This window comes from Streptomyces sp. DSM 40750, assembly GCF_024612035.1.
Classification (GTDB): domain Bacteria; phylum Actinomycetota; class Actinomycetes; order Streptomycetales; family Streptomycetaceae; genus Streptomyces.
In genome coordinates this window covers 7334808-7353857 of record NZ_CP102513.1, presented here as the reverse complement: position 1 = coordinate 7353857, position 19050 = coordinate 7334808, and the positions used below count along the sequence as shown (strand labels likewise).

Sequence of the window (19050 nt, the reverse complement as noted above, 5' to 3'; positions counted from 1 at the left end):
GCACCAGGGCCTGCCGGGCACCCCACGGTCACCGGCCGGGCCCGAGGCACGTCGCAAGGATCCACCCCCCGCTCCACTCCCCCACTTCCGGAGACCCCGGAATTCCTGGAGAAAATAGGAGACTTCATGCGACTCCGCATACGCGGCAGGTCGGCGACGCCCGGCGGCACGGGCAGGAGATCAGGCCGCCGCACCGCCGCCCTCGCCACCCTGCTGGCGCTGGCCCTCGCGGCACCGGTCGCCGCGACCTCCACGGACGCGACGGCGACCAGCGCCGAGCGGCCCAAGGCCTCGGCGGACGACATCCGCCAGTACGAGGTCCATATGCACTCGGACAGCAAGTCCCGCACGGCGCTCCAGCAGGCCGGCGTGACCGTGGACGACGCCGACGACCACTCGGTGTTCATCTCCGGCCGCGCGGACCAGGTCAAGAAGCTGAAGCAACAGGGCTACGAGGTCACGCCGCTCGGCGCGGTGCCGGACCGGTCGAACGGCGAGGACGACGTACGGCTCTTCGACTTCCCGTCCGCCGACTCCCGTTACCACAACTACGCGGAGATGACGAACGAGATCAACTCCGTGGTCTCGGCGAACAGTTCGATCGTCAGCCAGCGGGTCATCGGCACCTCGTACCAGGGCCGGAACATCGTCGCCATCAAGATCAGCGACAACGTCGGCACGGACGAGGCCGAGCCCGAGGTGCTGTTCACCCACCACCAGCACGCCCGTGAGCACCTCACCGTCGAGATGGCGCTCTACCTGATCAACGAGCTGACCTCCGACTACGGCACCGACTCCCGGGTCACCAACATGGTGAACAACCGTGAGATCTGGATCGTCCCGGACCTCAACCCGGACGGCGGCGAGTACGACGTCGCCACCGGCTCGTACCGCTCGTGGCGCAAGAACCGGCAGCCCAACAGCGGTTCGTCGGCCGTCGGCACCGACCTCAACCGCAACTGGAACTACCGCTGGGGCTGCTGCGGCGGCTCGTCCGGGTCCACGTCCTCGGACACCTACCGCGGTACGGCCGCCGAGTCGGCGCCCGAGGTGAAGGTCGTCGCCAACTTCGTGCGCAGCCGGGTCGTCGGCGGGGTCCAGCAGATCAGGACCGCCATCGACTTCCACACGTACAGCGAGCTGGTGCTGTGGCCGTTCGGGTACACGACCGCCGACACGACGACGGGGATGACGGCGGACGACCGCAACGCGTTCGCGACGGTCGGCGGGAAGATGGCCGCGAGCAACGGGTACACGCCCGAGCAGTCCAGTGACCTGTACATCACGGACGGGTCGATCGACGACTGGCTGTGGGGCAACCAGAAGATCTTCGGGTACACGTTCGAGATGTATCCGGGGTCGGCCGGGGGCGGCGGGTTCTACCCGCCCGACGAGGTCATCGCCCGGGAGACGGCGCGGAACCGGGACGCGGTGTTGCAGTTGCTGGAGAACTCGGACTGCATGTACCGGTCGATCGGCAAGGAAGCGCAGTACTGCGCCTAGGCCGCGCCGCTTGAGCCGATGAGAGCTCGGGGGCTTCTGTGAGGGGGGAACTGCGGGCCGGTCGTGGCTGGTCGCGCAGTTCCCCACGCTCCTTACGGGGCGCTTTCCTCGGCCTCTTTCCCGTCGGCCGCCTTCTCGTCAGCGGCCTTCTCGTCAGCCGCCTTCTCGTCAGCGGCCTTCTCGTCCTCGCCGTCCTCGAAGTACGCGTCCAGGACCTCGTCGATCCCGGTTTCCCACGCGGCGTGCTCGGACTTGGCCTTGGCCTCGATCTCGATGGGATACCAGCGACGGTCGGGGGTGTGGACCGTGATGGTGAAACGCTTGCCGAAGCGGGGGGACTCCGTCTCGATCGCGCCGATCTCGTCCCAGCGGAACTCGCACTCCTGGTCGTCCAGGCGCAGCCGTACACCACGGCTGTCGGCGACGATCTTCGCGCGGCGGTCGGAGGCCTCGAAGACGGGACCGTCGGCCGTGGCCTCATCCTCGGCCTCGCCCTCGGCCTCGGAGTCCGCGTCGACGTCGGGGTCCACCTCGTCATCGTCGGAGGTCTTCTCCGCTGCGGTTTTCTCGACGGACGTCTTCTTGGCGGACGTCTTCTTGGCGGGCGTCTTCTCGGCAGCCGTCGGCTCGTCCTTGTCCGGGGCAGCCTCGTCCGGCTCCGCGGTCTTCGTCGGCTCGACGGGCTCCGTCGGCTTGATGTCCTCCGGCTCCTCCTGCTTCTCCTTCTTCACGGACACCGGTGCCGTGAGTCCGGGGATGTGCGACGGGTCGACCGCGGCGGCGGCCAGGGGCTGGTTGTTCGAACCGATGCGCTGCTCCACAGCGGGCAGTATGGTCGACGACCCTGTGCCGGGAACAGTCGGGCCAGGCATATGTCCGTATCTGGGTTCTACAACCTTCACCCTTCACCCCTGGCGCCCGGTTCTATACGAACACGCTCAGTACGGCGGCCACCGCGAAGCCGGCCACCGACAGCACCGTCTCCAGCACGGTCCAGGTCTTGAGCGTGTCCCGTTCGCTGATGCCGAAGTACTTGGCGACGATCCAGAAGCCGCCGTCGTTGACGTGCGAGGCGAAGATCGAGCCCGCGGAGATGGCCATGATGACGAGGGCGATGAAGGCCTGGGAGTGGTCGCCGCCTGCGAGGAGCGGGGCCACGATGCCGGCCGTGGTGACGATCGCGACCGTCGCCGAGCCCTGGGCGACCCGCAGCACGACCGAGAGCAGGTAGGAGAGGACGATCACGGGCAGGCCCACGTCGTTGAACGTGTCCGACAGGGCCTGGGCCACCCCGCTCGCCTTCAGTACGGCGCCGAAGACACCGCCCGCGCCGACCACGAGCAGGATGTTGCCGACCGGCTTGAGCGACGAGGTCGAGACCGTCTCCAGCGACTTGCGGGACCAGCCGCGGCGGATGCCGAGCAGGTAGTACGCGAGGAGCAGGGCGATCGTCAGCGCGACGAAGGGGTTACCGAAGAACTCGATCACCGAGCGGAGGGTGGAGGGGTCCAGGGCGATCGAGGAGAAGGTCGCGGCGAGGATCAGGAGGAGAGGGGTGCCGATGATGAGGAAGACCGTGGTGAGCGGGACCGGGCTCTCCTGCGGGGCCACACCGGCCGCGCGCTGTTCGTCGATCACCGCCTGACGGGACTCCTCGGCCGCCTCCACCATGTCCTGCGGCACGGGGACGAAGATGCGGCGGCCGATCCAGGCGGAGAACGCCCAGGCGGCCAGAACGGCCGGGATGCCGCAGACGACGCCCATGAGGATCACCCAGCCGAGGTCCACATGCAGCAGGCCCGCGGCGGCCACGGGGCCCGGGTGCGGGGGCAGGAACGCGTGGGTCATCGACAGGCCGGCGAGGAGCGGGAGGCAGTAGAGGAGGATCGACTTGCCGGAGCGCTTGGCGGCCGCGTAGACGATCGGGGCGAGGACGAAGATGCCGACGTCGAAGAAGACCGGGATGCCGAAGATCAGGCCGGTCAGGCCCATCGCGAGGGGGGCTCTCTTCTCGCCGAAGAGGTTCAGGAGGCGGGACGCCAACACCTCGGCGCCACCGCTGACTTCGAGGATCGCGCCGAGCATCGTGCCCAGGCCGATGATGATCGCGACGTGGCCGAGGATGCCGCCCATGCCGGACTCGATGGTCGAGACGGCGTCGCTCCGCTGGACCGTGCCGAAGAGTTCGGTGACCGAGAGGCCCGCGAGGAGGCCGACGGCTATGGAGACGGCGAGGAGGGCCACGAAGGGCTGGAGTCTCGTCTTGATGATCAGGAAGAGGAGGAGGGCTATGCCGAGGGCGGCGACGGTGAGGAGGCCTGCGGTGCCGTCTATGAGGAGGAGCAGGCCGCCGGTGTGTGGGGGTGTTTCGGGCATGTGGGGGTCCTCTGGGTGGGGGCATGGTGTTTTTGGGCAGGGGGGATCGCCGTACGGGGTGCGGGGATTGTGGGGGGGGCTGAGAGTGGCCGGGTGCGGGGATTGCGGGGGGGGACGGAGAGTGGCCGGGTGCGGGGATTGTGGGGGGCTGAGAGTGGCCGGGTGCGGGGATTGCGGGGGGGGACGGAGAGTGGCCGGGTGCGGGTTGTGTGTGGCTGATCGCGCCCACGCGGCGGAGCCGCGGATCGAACGCGGCCCCGCGCCCCTGAAGGGCGCGGGGGTCGGACTCAGCTGTCCAGTACCGCCAGCGCGTCGATCTCGATCAGCAGGCCCGCCGGGAGGCCCACGTACACCGTGGTGCGGGCTGCCGGGGCTGCCGTCAGGTGTTCTTCGAAGTACTCGTTGTAGATCGTGTTCATCTCGGCGAAGTGGGCCGTGTCCGTCAGGTAGACGCGGATCATCATCACGTCGTCCCAGCCGGCGCCGCCCTCCTCCAGGATCGCCTTGACGTTGGCGAGGGTCTGGAGGGTCTGGTCGCGGAGGGTGGGGCCGGCGGGGGTGGGGGGCTTGCCCTCGACCGCCGGGAGGAAGCCGACCTGGCCGGCGACCTGGAGGATGTTGCCCTTCTTCACGCCGTGGGAGAACTTCGCGGGCGGGGCGGTGTGGGTCTTGGGGGTGAGGGCGATCTTGTCCGTCATAGGGGATCCTTGTCGGTCACTCGGTCATACGGGGTCTGTCGCTGGGGTTCTGCCGGAGTACTCCCCGCTGATCGCGTCCGCCGTGCGGCGTACCAGCGGGAGCAGGGTGAGGAGTTCGTCGGCGGTGACGACGACGTTGGGCGCGGAGACCGACATCGCGGCGACGACCCGGCCGTCGGCGCCGCGGATGGGCGCGGCCACGCAGTTGATGGACTCCTCGTGGCCGCCGAGGTCGGTGGCCCAGCCCTGTTCGCGCACCCTCACCAACTCCTTGAGGAAGGCGGGGGCGTTGGGGGTCGAACGGGGCGTGTACATGGGGTAGTCGAGCTTCTCCGCGAGGGCGCGGCGCTCGGGTTCGGGGAGGTCGGCGAGGCAGAGCTTGGCGACGGCGGCGACCGTGATGGCCACCGGCTTGCCGATCCGGGAGTACATGCGGACCGGGTAACGGCTCTCCACCTTGTCGATGTAGAGGACCTCGTTCTCCTCGTAGACGGCGAGGTGGACGGTGTGGCCGCAACTCTCGTTGAGGCGTACGAGGTGGGGGTGGGCGATCTCGCGGATGTCGAGGTTCTCCACCGCCTCCTGGGCCAGGGCGAAGAGGCGGGCGCCGAGTCGGTAGCGCTGGTCGGACTGGCGGTAGACCAGGCCGTGCTCGTGGAGGGTGCGCAGCAGGCGCAGGGCCGTGGACTTGTGGACGCCCAGGCGGTCGGCGACCTGGCCGAGGTCGGCGGGGCCCTCGGCGAGCAGCGGCAGGATGTTCAGCGCTCGGTCGACGGTCTGGCTCATGGGGTGCGTACCTCCTCCTCGGCCCGGGACGCGGTCTGCGTCGTCCGCGCGGTCTGGGTCGTCCAGCCGGGGCCGAGTCGCAGTCTCCCCCACGCGTCGTCGTCCAGGGCCGCCAGACGATCGGCGTGGTCGCGGGACGGCGGGGTGCCGACGTCGCCGGGGACGGTGAGAGCGGCGGCGGCCATGAGGTGGCCGTGCCGGAGACGGGTGCGGACGGGGAGACCGCGCAGGGTGGCGGACAGGAACCCGGCGGCGAAGGCGTCCCCCGCGCCGACGGCGGCGACGACGTCGACGTGGAGGGCGGGGACGACGTGGGGGCCGGGGCCGACGGTGGCGGTGCCGTCGGCGTCCTCCATGCGGCCCATGCCCGCGCCTGTGTCCTCGTACATGTCCGTGTCCGTGTCCGTGTCCATGTCCGCCTCCGCCTCCGCCTCCGCGTCCGCGTTCGTGTTCTTGTCGAACGCGACCGCCCCGCCCTTGCCCTGCTTGACGACCACGAGTTCCGGCTCGGGCAGGGCGTCCCGGACGGCGGCCGCTCCCCGCAGCCCCCAGGCGGCCCGTGCCTCGTCGGCGCCGACGAAGACGAGGTCGGCGCGGCGGGCGAGGTCGAGCAGGACGCGCGGGCCCCGTGAGCCCTGGGTGCCGTCGGCGTCGGGCCACAGTCCCGGCCGGTGGTTGACGTCGAAGGAGACGAGCGGGCGGCCGGGGCGGGGCTCGGTCAGCTCCCACAGGAGGGCGAGGCAGTCGTCGGACAGGGCCGCCGTGATCCCGGAGAGGTGCAGGACGCGTCCGGCGCGCACCGCCGCCGGGTCCACCGTCGCCGTCGACATCGCCGAGGCGGCCGAACCGGCCCGGTAGTAGGCGACCTCATGGGCGTCGGTGGCCCGGTCCCCCGCCGTACGGAAGTACACGCCCGTCGGACGCAGCGGGTCCCGCCCCACGGACGTCACGTCCACGCCGTATCCCCCGATCGTCTCGACCAGGTGGTCGCCGAACCCGTCGGCCCCCACGCGGCTCACCCACCGGACCGAGTGCCCGGCCGCCGCCAGCGCGCACGCGACGTTGGACTCCGCGCCACCGATGGCCCGGTCGAAGGAGGGGACGTCGGCGAGGCGGCCGGGGCGGGTGGGGAGGAAGGTGACCATGGACTCGCCGAGCACGACGACATCGACGACGTCGGGGGCATTCACGATGGTCGTAGCTCCTCGGCATCTCGGGTCGCGGCGGCTCCATTGACCCGGCGTTGGCCTGGATGTTAGACAGCAGTAAACGGTATACGCAATGGACGTTGCAGAGACTGCAACATCGCAGCTCACCTGATCAGGGAGGCCCTGTGTCCCTCGACACCGGCACCGAAGCGCTCGCCCGTCTCGCCGAGGAACGCGTCGACCACCGCTTCAAGGGGCTCCCGCCGGACGCCGACGGCCTGACGGTGGCCGAGTTGGCCGCGCAGGGCCGGAACCTGTTCACCGGCGGCTTCACCACCCCCGTGCTCGCCCTGTCCGCCGAGCGCCTGGAGCACAACCTGGCGCTGATGGAGACCTACTCCGCCCGCCACGGCCTCGCCTTCGCCCCGCACGGCAAGACGTCCATGGCGCCGCAGCTGTTCTGGCGGCAGATCGAGCGCGGGGCGTGGGGCATCACCCTCGCCGTGCCCCATCAGGTGCGCGTGGCACGGGAGTTCGGGGTCGAGCGGGTCTTCCTCGCCAACGAGGTCGTCGACCCGGCGGCCCTGCGCTGGATCGCCGCCGAACTGGCGGCCGACCCGTCCTTCCGGTTCGTCTGTTACGTCGACTCCGTGCGCGGTGTCGAGCTGATGGACGCGGCGCTACGCGGTTCCGCGCGCCCGGCGCGTCCCGTGGACGTGGTCGTGGAGCTGGGCGCGGGCGAGGGCGCGCGGACCGGGGTCCGTACGGAGACGGAGTGCGCGGCGGTCGCGGACGCGGTGGCCGGGGTCGAGACGCTGCGGCTGGTGGGGGTGGCCGGGTACGAGGGCGAGGTGCCGGAGCCCGACCCGGAGCGGGTGGGGGCGTGGCTGCGCCGGCTCAGCGCCCTGGCCGTCGAGTTCGACAAAGCGGGGCGGTTCGCGGGGCTGGAGGAGGTGATCGTGAGCGCGGGCGGCAGCGCGTGGTTCGACACGGTCGCCGAGGTGTTCGCCGAGATTCCCGGGCTTTCCGTGCCCGTACTGAAGTTGCTGCGGTCCGGCGCGTATGTCTCGCACGACGTGGGCCACTACCGGCGGGTGACCCCCTTCAACCGCGTCCCCGAGGAGGGCACCCTTGAGCCCGCCTTCCGGCTCTGGGCCCAGATCGTCTCCCGCCCCTCCCCCGACCAGGCCTTCGCCAACGCGGGCAAGCGCGACGCCGCGTACGACCTGGACCTGCCGGCCGCCGAGGTCGTACGGGACGCCGGCACGGGCACGGTCCGCGACGCCACCGGGATCACGGTGACGGGGCTGTCCGACCAGCACGCGTGGCTGCGGACGGAGGCGGGTGCGGAGCTGGAGGTCGGCGACTGGGTGGGGCTCGGGTTGTCGCATCCGTGCACGTCGTTCGACAAGTGGAAGCTGATTCCGGTGGCGGAGGCGGACGGGACGGTGACGGACTACGTCCGTACGTTCTTCTGAGCGATGCCGCCCGACGGCACCCGCACCCGCACCCGCTTCTGAGCGATGCCGCCCGACGGCACCCGCACCGCTTCCGAGCCCTGAAAGGTGACGTACATGGACCTGGTCATCCGTGACGCCGAGGTCGTGGACGGTTCCGGCGCCCCCTCCTACCGGGCCGACGTGGTCGTGGAGGGCGGCAGGATCACCGCGATCGTCAAAGAGGCAGCCGCCGCCGGGTGTCAGCGCCCCCGGGCCCGGCGGGAGCTGGACGCCGAGGGGCTGGTCCTGGCCCCCGGTTTCATCGACATGCACGCCCACAGCGACCTCGCGCTGCTGCGGGACCCGGAGCACACCGCGAAGGCGGCACAGGGGGTGACCCTGGAGGTCCTCGGCCAGGACGGCCTGTCGTACGCGCCGGTCGACGACAGCGCCCTCGCGGAGGTCCGCCGCGCGATCACCGGCTGGAACGGCTACGGCGAGGACATCGACTTCACCTGGCGCTCGGTCGGCGAGTACCTGGACCGCCTGGACCACGGCTTCGACGGCGAGGGCATCGCCGTGAACGCCGCGTACCTCGTCCCGCAGGGCACCGTACGGATGCTCGCGATGGGCTGGGAGGACCGGGAGGCGACACCGCAGGAGCTGGACCATATGCGGGAGTTGGTGGCAGCGGGCCTGCTGGAGGGCGCGGTCGGCATGTCGTCGGGGCTCACCTACACCCCCGGCATGTACGCCAAGGACGCCGAGCTCACCGAACTGTGCCGGGTGGTGGCGTCGTACGGCGGCTACTACTGCCCGCACCACCGGTCGTACGGGGCGGGCGCCCTCCAGGCGTACGAGGAGATGGTCGCCCTGACCCGCGAGGCCGGCTGCGCCCTCCACCTGGCCCACGCCACCATGAACTTCGGCGTGAACAAGGGCCGGGCCCCGGAGCTGCTCACGCTCCTGGACGACGCGCTCGCGACCGGCGCGGACATCACCCTGGACACGTACCCCTACACGCCCGGCTGCACGACCCTCGTGGCGATGCTGCCCAGTTGGGCGAGCGAGGGCGGCCCGGAGGCGGTCCTCACCCGGCTGGCGGACGAGGAGACGGCCGAACGCATCCGGCACCACATGGAGGTCGTGGGCGCCGACGGCTGCCACGGCGTGCCCATCGAGTGGGACACGATCGAGATCTCGGGTGTCACCGACCCGGCGCTGTCGTCGTACGTGGGCAGAACGATCGCGCAATCAGCCGACGCGCACGGCGAGGACCCCTGGGTCACCGCCCGCCGGCTCCTCCTCGCGGACCGGCTCGGCTCCACGATCCTCCAGCACGTCGGACACGAGGAGAACGTGCGGACGATCATGCGCCACCGCGTGCACACCGGCGGCTCCGACGGCATCCTGCGCGGCGACAAGCCGCACCCGCGCGCGTACGGGACGTTCCCCCACTATCTCGGCCGGTACGTGCGGGAGTTGGGCGTGCTCTCGCTGGAGGAGTGCGTCGCCCACCTCACCTCCCGGCCCGCCGCGCGGCTGCGGCTCCCCGACCGCGGACTCGTCCGCGAGGGTCACCGGGCCGACCTCGTCCTCTTCGACCCGGCGACCGTGGCCGCCGGGTCGACGTACGAGGCACCGCGCACCCTGCCCACCGGGATCCCGTACGTCCTGGTCGACGGCCGTTTCGTCATCGAGGACGGACGGAGGACGGACGTACTGGCGGGCCGGGCGATCCGCCGGAGCGGATGAGGGTGTTCGCTACGGCTTGGGCAGTACGCAACCGCTGGCGCTGAGGTCGAGCTTGTTGTCCACGCCGAAGCAGGCGGGGACGTGCCAGGTCTGCTGGGCGTAGTTGATGCCCTGACGGACGGTCACGGTGCCGTTCGCGTCGACCTCGCAGGGGTTGTTGACGGTGCAGCGCTCACCGCTCTCGTTGCCGGTGTTGTTGACGCCGACGACCTTGTTGGTGGCGTCGTCGAGGACCGGGGAGCCCGAGGTGCCGCCGATGGTCTTGCAGGCGGAGGTGTAACGGATCGAGTCCTTCCAGGTCCAGTCACCCTCCTTCAGGCGGTACGCGTACCCGTCGACGTCGCAGCTGTAGGTCCGCTTCCAGTACCCGGAGACGACGGTGATGGCGGTGCCGGCGGCCGGGCGGGCGGTGTCGAAGACGAGCGCGTCGATGCCGTACGAACTCTTGATCTGCGCGTACGTGGTGGTGAGCTGGTACACCGCCATGTCCGTGTCGGTCATCGTGCCGTACGCGATCTTGTTGGCGCGGAGCGTGCCGACGCGGGTGCCGGCGGAGTTGAGCAGGCCGAAGGTGCGGGTGGAGGCCTGGTCGACGATGACCTCGCCGGGCTCCGGGAAACCGCTCTCCAGACAGTGGCCGTTGGTCATCACCAGCGCCGGGTCGTTGTCCTCGGAGTCGGGCATCCGTACGACCGAGCCGGAGCAGTTGCTGAGCGAGACGGTGCCGGCGAAGCTGACGGCCTGTGCCGCCGGGGCCGTGCCGGTGAGGTCGGCCACGGTCTTGTTCGCCGTCTCGACGAGAGAGCCGGCCACCGTCTTCACCGGTGCGCCCGCCGTCGTCGCGGGCGTGTCCGCGGTCACGGGTGCCGCGACCGCGGGTGCCGCGCCCGCCCCGGTGATCACCAGGGCGAAAAGCGAGGCAACGAGAGGCTTTCTCATGTGGGGGTCCCCTCTTGCTACATGGGTGACGGAAGATCTTTCAGCCACCGCAGTTTGTCATGCGCATTGTGAAGGCGATGTGGGGGACGAGCAAGGAGTTGGTTCCGGCCGCGCGATCTTCGGCCAGGGGATGGGGTCGACGCCGAGGGACAGGAAACGGGTGAGACGGTGCGCGACGCGGACGAGGCGTCAACTCGCCCACCCTGTCCGGCCACTTCATATGGCTGACCCGACGGGCGGCTTCGCACACCTCACCGTCGGCGGACTACGGCGCATGCCGGGCGCTCGTACCGCTCTCGGTGCGACCGGCGCGCGACTGCGAAGCGCGAGCCGCCCCTGAGCGACCTCATGGAGCTGCTCCGGGTCCTGGGGGGGCTACTTCGGGCCCTGGGGGGCTACTTCGGATCCTTGAGGGGCTACTTCGGGCCCTGGAGGGGCTACTTCGGGTCCTTCGTGGCTCCTTGGCCGCGGCCCTGGTTGCCGTTGCCCCGGGATGAGGAGGTGGCTGTGGCGGAGGGCGAGGTGGACGGGGCGGCGCCGGCGGACGTGGAGTCGGAGGACTCGGGGGTGGTGGCGGCCGGGGACGGGTTCGTGGAGGTGTCGGAAGAGGTGTCCGGGGATGCCGTGGCCGCTCTGTCGGAAGATCCGCTTGCCGGCGGGGAGGACGCTCCCGCCTCGCCGGAGCGGGCGTCGGCCGGGGCGGACTCGACGGACGCCGGGGCGCCCGGGCTCTCCTGATCCGAGGAGCCGAGACCGGCCACCCCCGCCACGGTGGCGCCGACGAGCACCGCGGCGCCGATACCGCCCGCGATCAACGCGCGGCGGCGCCGGGCCCGGCGCCGCCCGAGCGTGGCCCGCCGCCCGTCCGTGGGCCGCGCCCGACGCCCGGCCGCGTCCGAGGCCTCCGGAATGCCGGGCCCGCCGTTCTCACCCGTCCCACCTGCCCCGTACGCCACACGCCCCGCCGCAGAGCCGCCCTCATCCGAGATGTCTCCACCCAGGCCGTCTCCCCCCAGGCCATCCCCACCCAGACCGTTTCCACCCGAGGCATCTTGGCCGAAGCCGTCTCCACCCGAAGCCCCGGCCGAATCCGACCCGTCCCAGACGAGCTCATCCAGTTGGACGGTGTCGTCGTAGGCGTTCTGCCAGCCGTGAGCGGTGGCGGGGTCCCTGTAGGCCTCGTAGGCGGGGGTGGAGTGGGGGTCGCCGAGGGGGTGGTACACGTTCGGCGGGTGTGGGACGTCGGCGTTGTCGCTCCGGTCCGGCCCGTGCGCCCTGTCCACGCCGCCCACCCCATCCATTTCGTTTCACTGCCTTCGTATCGCGTGCCGTATAGCCGTGTGTCGTGTGGCCGGTGGCCAATGTGGGGGGAGTGGCCGAAACCTGCTGACTGATTGTAGATACGAGGTACGAGCGGAGGTAGGGGGGACAGGGGAGGGGGCATTTCGGGGTATAGCGGCCGTCTCACGTGGTGGAAAACACGGCCCGGAACGCGTTACCGGGCCGTAAGCTCACGGACATGCAGGTGATCCAGTCGACCAAGCTCGCCAATGTCTGTTACGAGATCCGGGGCCCGGTGCTCGAGGAGGCGATGCGGCTTGAGGCGGCGGGGCATCGGATCCTCAAGCTGAACACCGGGAATCCGGCCGCGTTCGGCTTCGAGTGTCCGCCCGAGATCCTGGAGGACATCCTCCGGAACGTGTCGTCGTCCCACGGGTACGGCGACGCGAAGGGCCTGCTCGCCGCGCGCCGAGCGGTCGTCATGCACAACCAGACGATCGGCATCGAGACGGACGTCGAGCACGTCTTCATCGGCAACGGCGCCTCCGAGCTGATCGTGATGGCGATGCAGGGCCTGCTCGACGACGGCGACGAGGTCCTCGTACCGTCCCCGGACTACCCGCTGTGGACGGCGGCGGTCTCCCTGTCCGGCGGTACGGCCGTGCACTACCGCTGCGACGAGCAGTCCGACTGGATGCCGGACCTCGCGGACGTGGAGCGGAAGGTCACCGACCGCACCAAGGCGATCGTCATCATCAACCCGAACAACCCGACGGGCGCGGTGTACGACGAGGCGATGCTGCGCGGCCTGACGGACATCGCGCGCCGCCACAACCTCCTCGTCTGCTCGGACGAGATCTACGACAAGATCCTCTACGACGGCGCCACGCACACCCCGACCGCCGCGATCGCCCCCGACCTGCTGACCCTCACCTTCAACGGCATGTCGAAGGCGTACCGGGTGGCCGGCTACCGGGTGGGCTGGATGGCGATCTCCGGGCCGCGGGCGCACGCCGACTCCTACATCGAGGGTCTGACGATCCTCGCGAACATGCGGCTGTGCGCGAACATGCCGGGCCAGCACGGGGTGGTCGCCGCGCTCAGCGGACGCCAGACGATCAACGACCTGGTCCTTCCGGGCGGGCGGCTGAAGGAGCAGCGGGATGTCGCGTACGAGCTGCTCACCCAGATCCCGGGCGTCTCGTGTGTGAAGCCGAAGGGGGCGCTGTATCTCTTCCCGCGCCTCGATCCCAACGTCTTCAAGATCAAGGACGACCGCCGGATGGTCCTCGACCTGCTCCGGCAGGAGAAGATCATGGTCGTCCAGGGCACCGGCTTCAACTGGGCCGAGCCCGATCACTTCAGGGTCGTCACCCTGCCGACGGTCGGGGACCTGCGGTCCGCGATCACCCGGATCGGGAACTTCCTGGACGGATACGGTCAGGCATAGCGCCACACATCGAGCCGGGGCGGGCGCCGCGACGGGGCGGACCGGCGCTTCGGACTTCGCTCAACTTTAGACGGATTCTAAGGTAGCCTGGTCTTCCGAAGAGCTTGGAGGCCATCCCATGTACGAGCCGATCCGCACCAAGTCGGTCCACACGATGGCCGGCACGACCTCCTCCGACTTCCCTCACCGTTCGCGTGAGGAAGAGCTGGACATCCAGCTCGCGGGTCACCTGGCGGCACTGCTGGCAGCGACCGACGAACTCCGCGCTCTGGCCCCCTCCGACGACCTCGACGAGGCCGCCGAGCGGCTGTGCGCGCGGGTCGCCCGGTTGCGGGGCGGACGTCCGCCAGTACGGTCCTCGTCCGGCGCCGCCGCCGGTCGCGAGCGGGATGTCACCGGGCTCCACCGGCGCGCCCACGCCCTCGCGGGGCGGGCCCTCGTGGTCGCTGCGTCCCGCGCGGACACGGTGTCCGCGATCCTGGCGGCGGAGCGGATGGACGCGCACGCTGCCGCCGAGTCGCCGCGGCGCGAGCTGACGGTCCACTGAGCCGTGGCTCCCGTGTAAGCCCGGCTTCCCTTTGACGGCCCCGGTCCACGTGCATCCACAGAGACGCGCGGGCCGGGTGCCACAGCACTGCGTTCGCTTGGCCGGGGTTCGGGTGCCCTTGTGTCGCGGGGTACCCTCGTTCGCTTTCGCCCCCGCCGCCCCTGCCCGCCCCATCCCCGGGGGCTGTGCCCCTTCGCCCCCTGGGTGCCTTGCAGTCGCCTTGTAGCTCGGGTGTTCGGATTCGTTGGCGGGTGCGGGTTCGTCGTGGTTGATCGCGCAGTTCCCCGCGCCCCCGGAAGGGGCGCGGAACTGCGCGATCAACCTCCACCCATTCGGGTGATCCGGTTGCCAGCCTCTGTCGCGCTCAGGCTTCGCGTGTCAGCCTCCTGACAGCGGCTCAGTTGTCGCGGCACCCTCAACCGCCGTCTCCAGTGCGCCCCCGGCACGCATGCCGTTGGGCGCATGCGGTCCGCGACAGCCCGTACGCGCTGCCGCCCCTGCGGGCTGCCGCAGGTCTCTCTCGCCGGTCTTCTCCGACACCAACCGTACGAATCCACCTCTGCCCTCCTCACGAAAGGCAGTCGCTCCATGACTGGATTCGCCCTGTCCTTGCGCAAAAGAACTGCTCTCGCGCTTGCCGCGGCAGGACTGGTCGGCACAAGTCTCACCGCCCTCCCCGGGACGGCCGATGCCGCCCAAAGCGCGGTCGTCGCTCAACCCGTCGTCGGCCAGGCGCTGTTCGACGACTTCGACTACACCGGCTACACCGACCCCCGGATCACCCAGCGCGGTTGGACCCTGAAGTCCGGCCAGGGCGGTCCCGGCGTTCCGGGCGCCACCTGGCGGCCGTCGTACATCAGCTTCGCCACCGAGTCCGGCGGCAACTCCATCATGACGTTGCGCGCCGGCAGCAGCGGCACGGCGTCCAGTACCTCGCAGAGCGAGATCTACCATCAACGCAAGTTCCACCGCGGTACCTACGCCGCCCGCGTCCGCTTCAGCGACGTCCCGGTGTCCGGACCCGACGGCGACCACATGGTGCAGACCTTCTTCACCATTACGCCGCTGAACCACCCCATGGACCCGGACTACGGCGAACTCGACTTCGAGTACCTGCCCAACGGCGGATGGGGCATCCCCGGCAGCGCCCTGCTCGCCACCTCGTGGGAGACCTACCAGGAAGACCCCTGGCAGTCCGTCGCCATCACCACCCAGGAGCGCGCCGGTTTCGCCGGCTGGCACGATCTGGTCGTCACGGTCGACACCGAGCACGTCAACTACTACATCGACGGCAGGCTCTTCGCCTCACACACGGAGCCGTACCTCCCCGAGACGTCGATGGACATCCGCTTCAACCACTGGCTGATCGACCTCCTGGGCACCGCCAGCAAGAGGTCGCGCGCATACGACCAGAGGGTCGACTACGTGTACCACCTCAAGGACCAGGTGCTGATCCCTGCCCAGGTGCAGGGCGCGGTCAACGACTACCGGGCGCGAGGAGTGACCTTCGAGGACACCGTCTGAACCGGCGGCCGCCGCAGCGCTGTTCAGGCGGCGCGCGTAACGGTGTCCGTGCCGGCCAGCGGCAGCCGGGCGGTGATGGTGGTGCCCCGGCCCTCTTCGGAGCGCACCTCCGTCCGGCCACCGTGATTGGCCACGATCGTGTGCACGATGGTCAGCCCCAGACCGGTCCCGGGGATGGCCGCGTCCGTGGCGTTGGAGGCGCGGAAGAACCGCTGGAAGAGCTTCTCCTGCTCCTCCGCGGGGATACCGATGCCGGTGTCGCTCACGCTCAGCACCGCCTCCCCGTCATCCGCGTCGACACGGACGCTCACCTTGCCTCCGCCAGGGGTGAACTTCACCGCGTTGGACAGCAGGTTCATCAGGACCCGGTCGAGTTGTTCGCCGTCCGCCTCAAGGATCAGTGGCTGCTCGGGGCAGCTGGTCTCCAGTGAGACCGAGGCGGCCTCGGCGGCCGGACTGATCGTGTCGGCCGCCGAGTTCACCAGGTGGCGCAGGTCGATCGGCGCCTTCCGGGAGGTGAACGCCCCGGACTCGATCCTGGACAGGGTGAGCAGGTCCTCGATCAGCGCCCGCAGCCGGTTCGCGTTACGGTCGACGATGTCCAGCATGTGGCGCTGGGGCAGGGAGAGCGGACCGGTGTCCTCGTCCTTCAGCAGTTCGAGGTAGCCCACGATGCTGGTCAGCGGGGTGCGCAGTTCGTGGGAGACGGTGGACAGGAAGTCGCTTTTGGCCTTGTCGAGTGCGCGCAACTTGTCCACCAGGCGCTTTTCCTGCTCGTAGAGCAGGGAGGTGTGCAGCGCCCGGCCCACACCGCTGGCCATCGACTCGGCGATCTCGATCTCCACCGGACGCCATGGGCGGTCCTGCCGGGTGCGGGCGAGGAAGACGGCGCCCAGCGGTTGTTCACCGACTCCCATGGCTGCGGCTATCACGGAGACCAGGCCCAGCGCCTTGGCCGCGGCCCGCGCGTCGGCCGGCAGGCCGGTCTCTCCGAAGGAGCCGGGGGCCTCCGGCAGTGGGGATCCGTCGGCCAGATGGGGGACCAGATCGTTGAGGTACCAGGTCGTTCCCCGCCGGTAGTGTTCGCTCACCACGTCGGCGGGTACGGGCGGGATGGTCAGTTCCGCGGGAGGGAGCAGACCCCTGCGCTCGCTCCAGGCGCGCACCACAGGGACGAGGGGGCTGCCCTCCTCGGTGAGCATGATGAAGGCGTAGTCGGCGTCCAGTCCCTCACCGATCCCCGTGCACGCCGTGTCGAGAACGTGGTCGACGCCCAGGTTCTCCCGGATCCGGATGCCGGTCTTCCGCGCGATCCGTGACAGCCTCTGGCGCTCCTCCTCAAGCGCGCGCAGCCGGTCTCTCTCGTCCGCGAGCAGGTTGACCGACCGGGCCACCGCCCTGATTTCCTGGGGCCCGTTCTCCTCGGCCCGCGCCGTGTGCTCCCCTGCGGTGAGCCTGCCGAGCGTCCGCTCGGTGTTCCGCAGCGGCCCGGTCAGGGCGCGGGTGGTGCGCACCGCCATGAAGACGGACAGGGCCACGGCCGCCGTCAGCAGGGCGGCCGTGACCGCGATACCGCCGTCGAGCACCGTCTGAGCGCGGTCCTCCTGCCGTTTGATCTCGTCGGTCAGCTCGGAGTGCAGCCTTTCGTTGGTGGTCTCGAAGGCCGTGAACCTCTGGACAGCCTCCCTGGTCAGCCGGGCCGCCTGCTCGCTGCGGGGTACGGCCTGCGCCTCCTGGTCGGCGACGCCCGCATAGGCCCGCAGCTCCGCTGCCTGGGTGGCGAGGCTTTCGCGGGCCTCGGCGTCGGCCCGGCGCCTGACGTCGGCGAGCACCGCGAAGGAACTGTCCCGAGCCTCGCGATAAGCCCTCAGCTGCGCCGGATCACCGGTCAGCAGATAGCTGCGCACCGATCGCTGCATTTGGACGACCTCGTCGTGCAGGCGGTCGTTGTCATCCGCAGCAGGCTCCAGCCGTGTGACGACCCGTCGGTGCATGCCGTCTGCCACGAGGGCGCTGGTGAGGGCCCCCGCCCCGACGACCAGCAGAAGAGCGATCAGCAGTGCGAAGGCCGCACCGAGCCGGGTCGCCATCCGGCCGCCGCCCCGTCGGGAAACGCCACTCATGCGCGATCACCTCCGTCCTCCTCCACCTTTTCCGGGGAGCCGAATCCCGTACGCGTCATCGCACCCCATACCTGGGGAGCCCCGTGCAGCGCGTCCCACATACCGCGCAGCCGCCACCACGCCGTCAGCTGGCGGTATCCGACGTTCTCGGCGACCACCCCGACGAAGACGCCCCAGACGTCCCGCCACCGCGTGAACCGGTGGAAGGCGCACTCCTCCACCGCGACCGACACCAGGCTGACCACGAGGGCGTAGACGTAGGCGGCAAGCAGGAAATGCCACAGGTAGTCCACGTCCACCGCGCCGATCAGCACGCCCAGGGGCACCAACACCAGGCCCGCGAGCTCCACCACCGGAGCCAGCAGTTCGAAGACCACGTAGAACGGCAGCGCCAGCAGCCCGATGCGGCCGTAACGCGGGTTGCCGATCATGCGGCGGTGCTTGAGCAGGATCTCCGTCAGGCCCCGGTGCCACCGCTGTCGCTGGCGGGCCAGGATCTTCAGCTTCGAGGGCGCCTCGCTCCAGGAGATCGGCTCGGTGACGAAGACGACGCGGTAGTCGCGGCCCTGCTCGCGCATGTGCCGGTGGAGGCGGATGACCAGTTCGGCGTCCTCACCGATGCAGTCCGGGTCCATGCCGCCGGCCGCCACGACCGCGTCCTTGCGGAAGAGGCCGAAGGCACCGGCGATGATCAGCAGTCCGCCGAGCTTGGACCATCCGGCGCGGCCGAGGAGGAAGGCACGCAGGTACTCGACGGTCTGGACGCGTCCGAGCAGGTCCCGGGGCGCGTGCGGCTCGACCACACGGCCGGCCACGACGGTGCAGCCGTTGGCGAGGCCGACCACGCCCCCGGTCGCCACCACCCGCAAGGGATCGTCGCTGAACGGTTTGGCCACCGCGAGCAGCGCCTGGGAGTCGAGGATCGAGTCCGCGTCCACCATGCACAGCAGCGGGTAGCGTGCCAGGTTGATCCCCACGTTGAGGGCGTCGGCCTTGCCGCCGTTGATCTTGCGGGCCACCACCAGGGGAACCGGGCCGCCGCGGGGCAGCTGGACCGAGACGACCCTGCCGCGTACGGGGACGTCATGGGGGACCACGTATTCGACTTCGGCGAGGTGGAAGGCGTCCCGGAGGGCGTCCAGGGTGCCGTCGGTGGATCCGTCGTCGACGACGACGACCTCGAACACCGGGTAGCGCAGCAGCAGCATGGCCCGTACCGCTTCGACGATGCCGGCCGCCTCGTTGTACGCGGGCATGATCACCGACACGGGTGGGGTGAACGGGCTGGTGGCGGCGTCCTCATAGCCCGCGAAGGGCGCCCGGCGAAGCCTTCTGACGAACTCCCCGACGGCGAGGAGGTTCAGCACCAGATAGCCGGTGTTGATGGCCAGGAAGTAGGTGATCACCACGTCGTCGGTCACGGCGATCAGCATGTGCAACGCGCCGAGCAGCCCCGCCCACAGGTTCTCCTCGCCCGCCAC

General features: G+C 70.2%; 15 protein-coding genes. 6 read left to right on the top strand and 9 right to left on the bottom strand.

The annotated features are described in order from the left end of the window. Window positions 1-126: 126 nt before the first annotated feature. Window positions 127-1503 carry a M14 family metallopeptidase gene (locus JIX55_RS32825; RefSeq protein ID WP_257566843.1) on the top strand — a complete coding sequence of 459 codons (1377 nt, stop codon included), beginning with the start codon at window positions 127-129 and terminating at the stop codon, window positions 1501-1503. A 92-nt stretch (window positions 1504-1595) separates the two neighbouring features. On the opposite strand, the gene JIX55_RS32820 is transcribed toward JIX55_RS32825, so the two are convergent. The 5 genes from JIX55_RS32820 to JIX55_RS32800 all read right to left on the bottom strand — a co-directional run bounded on the left by JIX55_RS32820 (window position 1596) and on the right by JIX55_RS32800 (window position 6508). Then, the gene (locus JIX55_RS32820) at window positions 1596-2324 is read right to left on the bottom strand and encodes a hypothetical protein (RefSeq protein WP_257566842.1); all 729 of its coding nucleotides are present in this window, start codon (window positions 2322-2324) and stop codon (window positions 1596-1598) included. 103 nt (window positions 2325-2427) lie between these two features. Beyond that, a complete protein-coding gene (locus JIX55_RS32815) occupies window positions 2428-3879 on the bottom strand; it encodes a GntP family permease (RefSeq protein WP_257566841.1) in 1452 nt (483 codons plus the stop codon). A gap of 287 nt (window positions 3880-4166) precedes the next feature. Continuing rightward, window positions 4167-4577, bottom strand: coding sequence for a RidA family protein (locus JIX55_RS32810; protein WP_257566840.1), 411 nt, complete (start codon window positions 4575-4577; stop codon window positions 4167-4169). A 24-nt stretch (window positions 4578-4601) separates the two neighbouring features. Then, window positions 4602-5363, bottom strand: coding sequence for an IclR family transcriptional regulator (locus JIX55_RS32805; RefSeq protein ID WP_257566839.1), 762 nt, complete (start codon window positions 5361-5363; stop codon window positions 4602-4604). Further along, window positions 5360-6508 (bottom strand): sugar kinase, encoded by a 1149-nt coding sequence (locus tag JIX55_RS32800; RefSeq protein WP_443046737.1) that lies wholly within the window; start codon window positions 6506-6508, stop codon window positions 5360-5362. The genes JIX55_RS32805 and JIX55_RS32800 overlap by 4 nt, the downstream gene beginning before the upstream one ends. A 188-nt stretch (window positions 6509-6696) precedes the next feature. Here JIX55_RS32800 and JIX55_RS32795 point away from each other — a divergent pair, with 188 nt between their 5' ends. After that, window positions 6697-7989: an amino acid deaminase gene (locus tag JIX55_RS32795; RefSeq protein ID WP_257566836.1), complete on the top strand. Its 1293-nt coding sequence runs from the start codon at window positions 6697-6699 to the stop codon at window positions 7987-7989. Between the two features lie 96 nt (window positions 7990-8085). Beyond that, window positions 8086-9705, top strand: coding sequence for an N-acyl-D-amino-acid deacylase family protein (locus JIX55_RS32790; RefSeq protein ID WP_257566835.1), 1620 nt, complete (start codon window positions 8086-8088; stop codon window positions 9703-9705). 9 nt (window positions 9706-9714) lie between these two features. Here the strand turns inward: JIX55_RS32790 and JIX55_RS32785 are convergent, their stop codons facing one another. Both JIX55_RS32785 and JIX55_RS32780 read right to left on the bottom strand, forming a co-directional pair. Continuing rightward, window positions 9715-10644 (bottom strand): trypsin-like serine peptidase, encoded by a 930-nt coding sequence (locus JIX55_RS32785; RefSeq protein WP_257566834.1) that lies wholly within the window; start codon window positions 10642-10644, stop codon window positions 9715-9717. A 437-nt stretch (window positions 10645-11081) separates the two neighbouring features. Then, entirely contained in the window at window positions 11082-11927 is an 846-nt protein-coding gene (locus JIX55_RS32780) for a hypothetical protein (RefSeq protein ID WP_257566833.1), read from the bottom strand. Between the two features lie 236 nt (window positions 11928-12163). On the opposite strand from JIX55_RS32780, the gene JIX55_RS32775 reads away from it, so the two are divergent. The 3 genes from JIX55_RS32775 to JIX55_RS32765 all read left to right on the top strand — a co-directional run bounded on the left by JIX55_RS32775 (window position 12164) and on the right by JIX55_RS32765 (window position 15446). After that, window positions 12164-13375 (top strand): pyridoxal phosphate-dependent aminotransferase, encoded by a 1212-nt coding sequence (locus JIX55_RS32775; protein ID WP_086804985.1) that lies wholly within the window; start codon window positions 12164-12166, stop codon window positions 13373-13375. Between the two features lie 118 nt (window positions 13376-13493). After that, window positions 13494-13922 (top strand): SCO4983 family protein, encoded by a 429-nt coding sequence (locus JIX55_RS32770; RefSeq protein ID WP_257566832.1) that lies wholly within the window; start codon window positions 13494-13496, stop codon window positions 13920-13922. 588 nt (window positions 13923-14510) lie between these two features. Next, window positions 14511-15446 (top strand): glycoside hydrolase family 16 protein, encoded by a 936-nt coding sequence (locus JIX55_RS32765; protein WP_306820053.1) that lies wholly within the window; start codon window positions 14511-14513, stop codon window positions 15444-15446. Between the two features lie 23 nt (window positions 15447-15469). On the opposite strand, the gene JIX55_RS32760 is transcribed toward JIX55_RS32765, so the two are convergent. Further along, the gene (locus tag JIX55_RS32760) at window positions 15470-17569 is read right to left on the bottom strand and encodes an ATP-binding protein (protein ID WP_257566831.1); all 2100 of its coding nucleotides are present in this window, start codon (window positions 17567-17569) and stop codon (window positions 15470-15472) included. Beyond that, window positions 17566-19050 carry a glycosyltransferase family 2 protein gene (locus tag JIX55_RS32755; RefSeq protein ID WP_257566830.1) on the bottom strand — a complete coding sequence of 495 codons (1485 nt, stop codon included), beginning with the start codon at window positions 19048-19050 and terminating at the stop codon, window positions 17566-17568. The genes JIX55_RS32760 and JIX55_RS32755 overlap by 4 nt, the downstream gene beginning before the upstream one ends.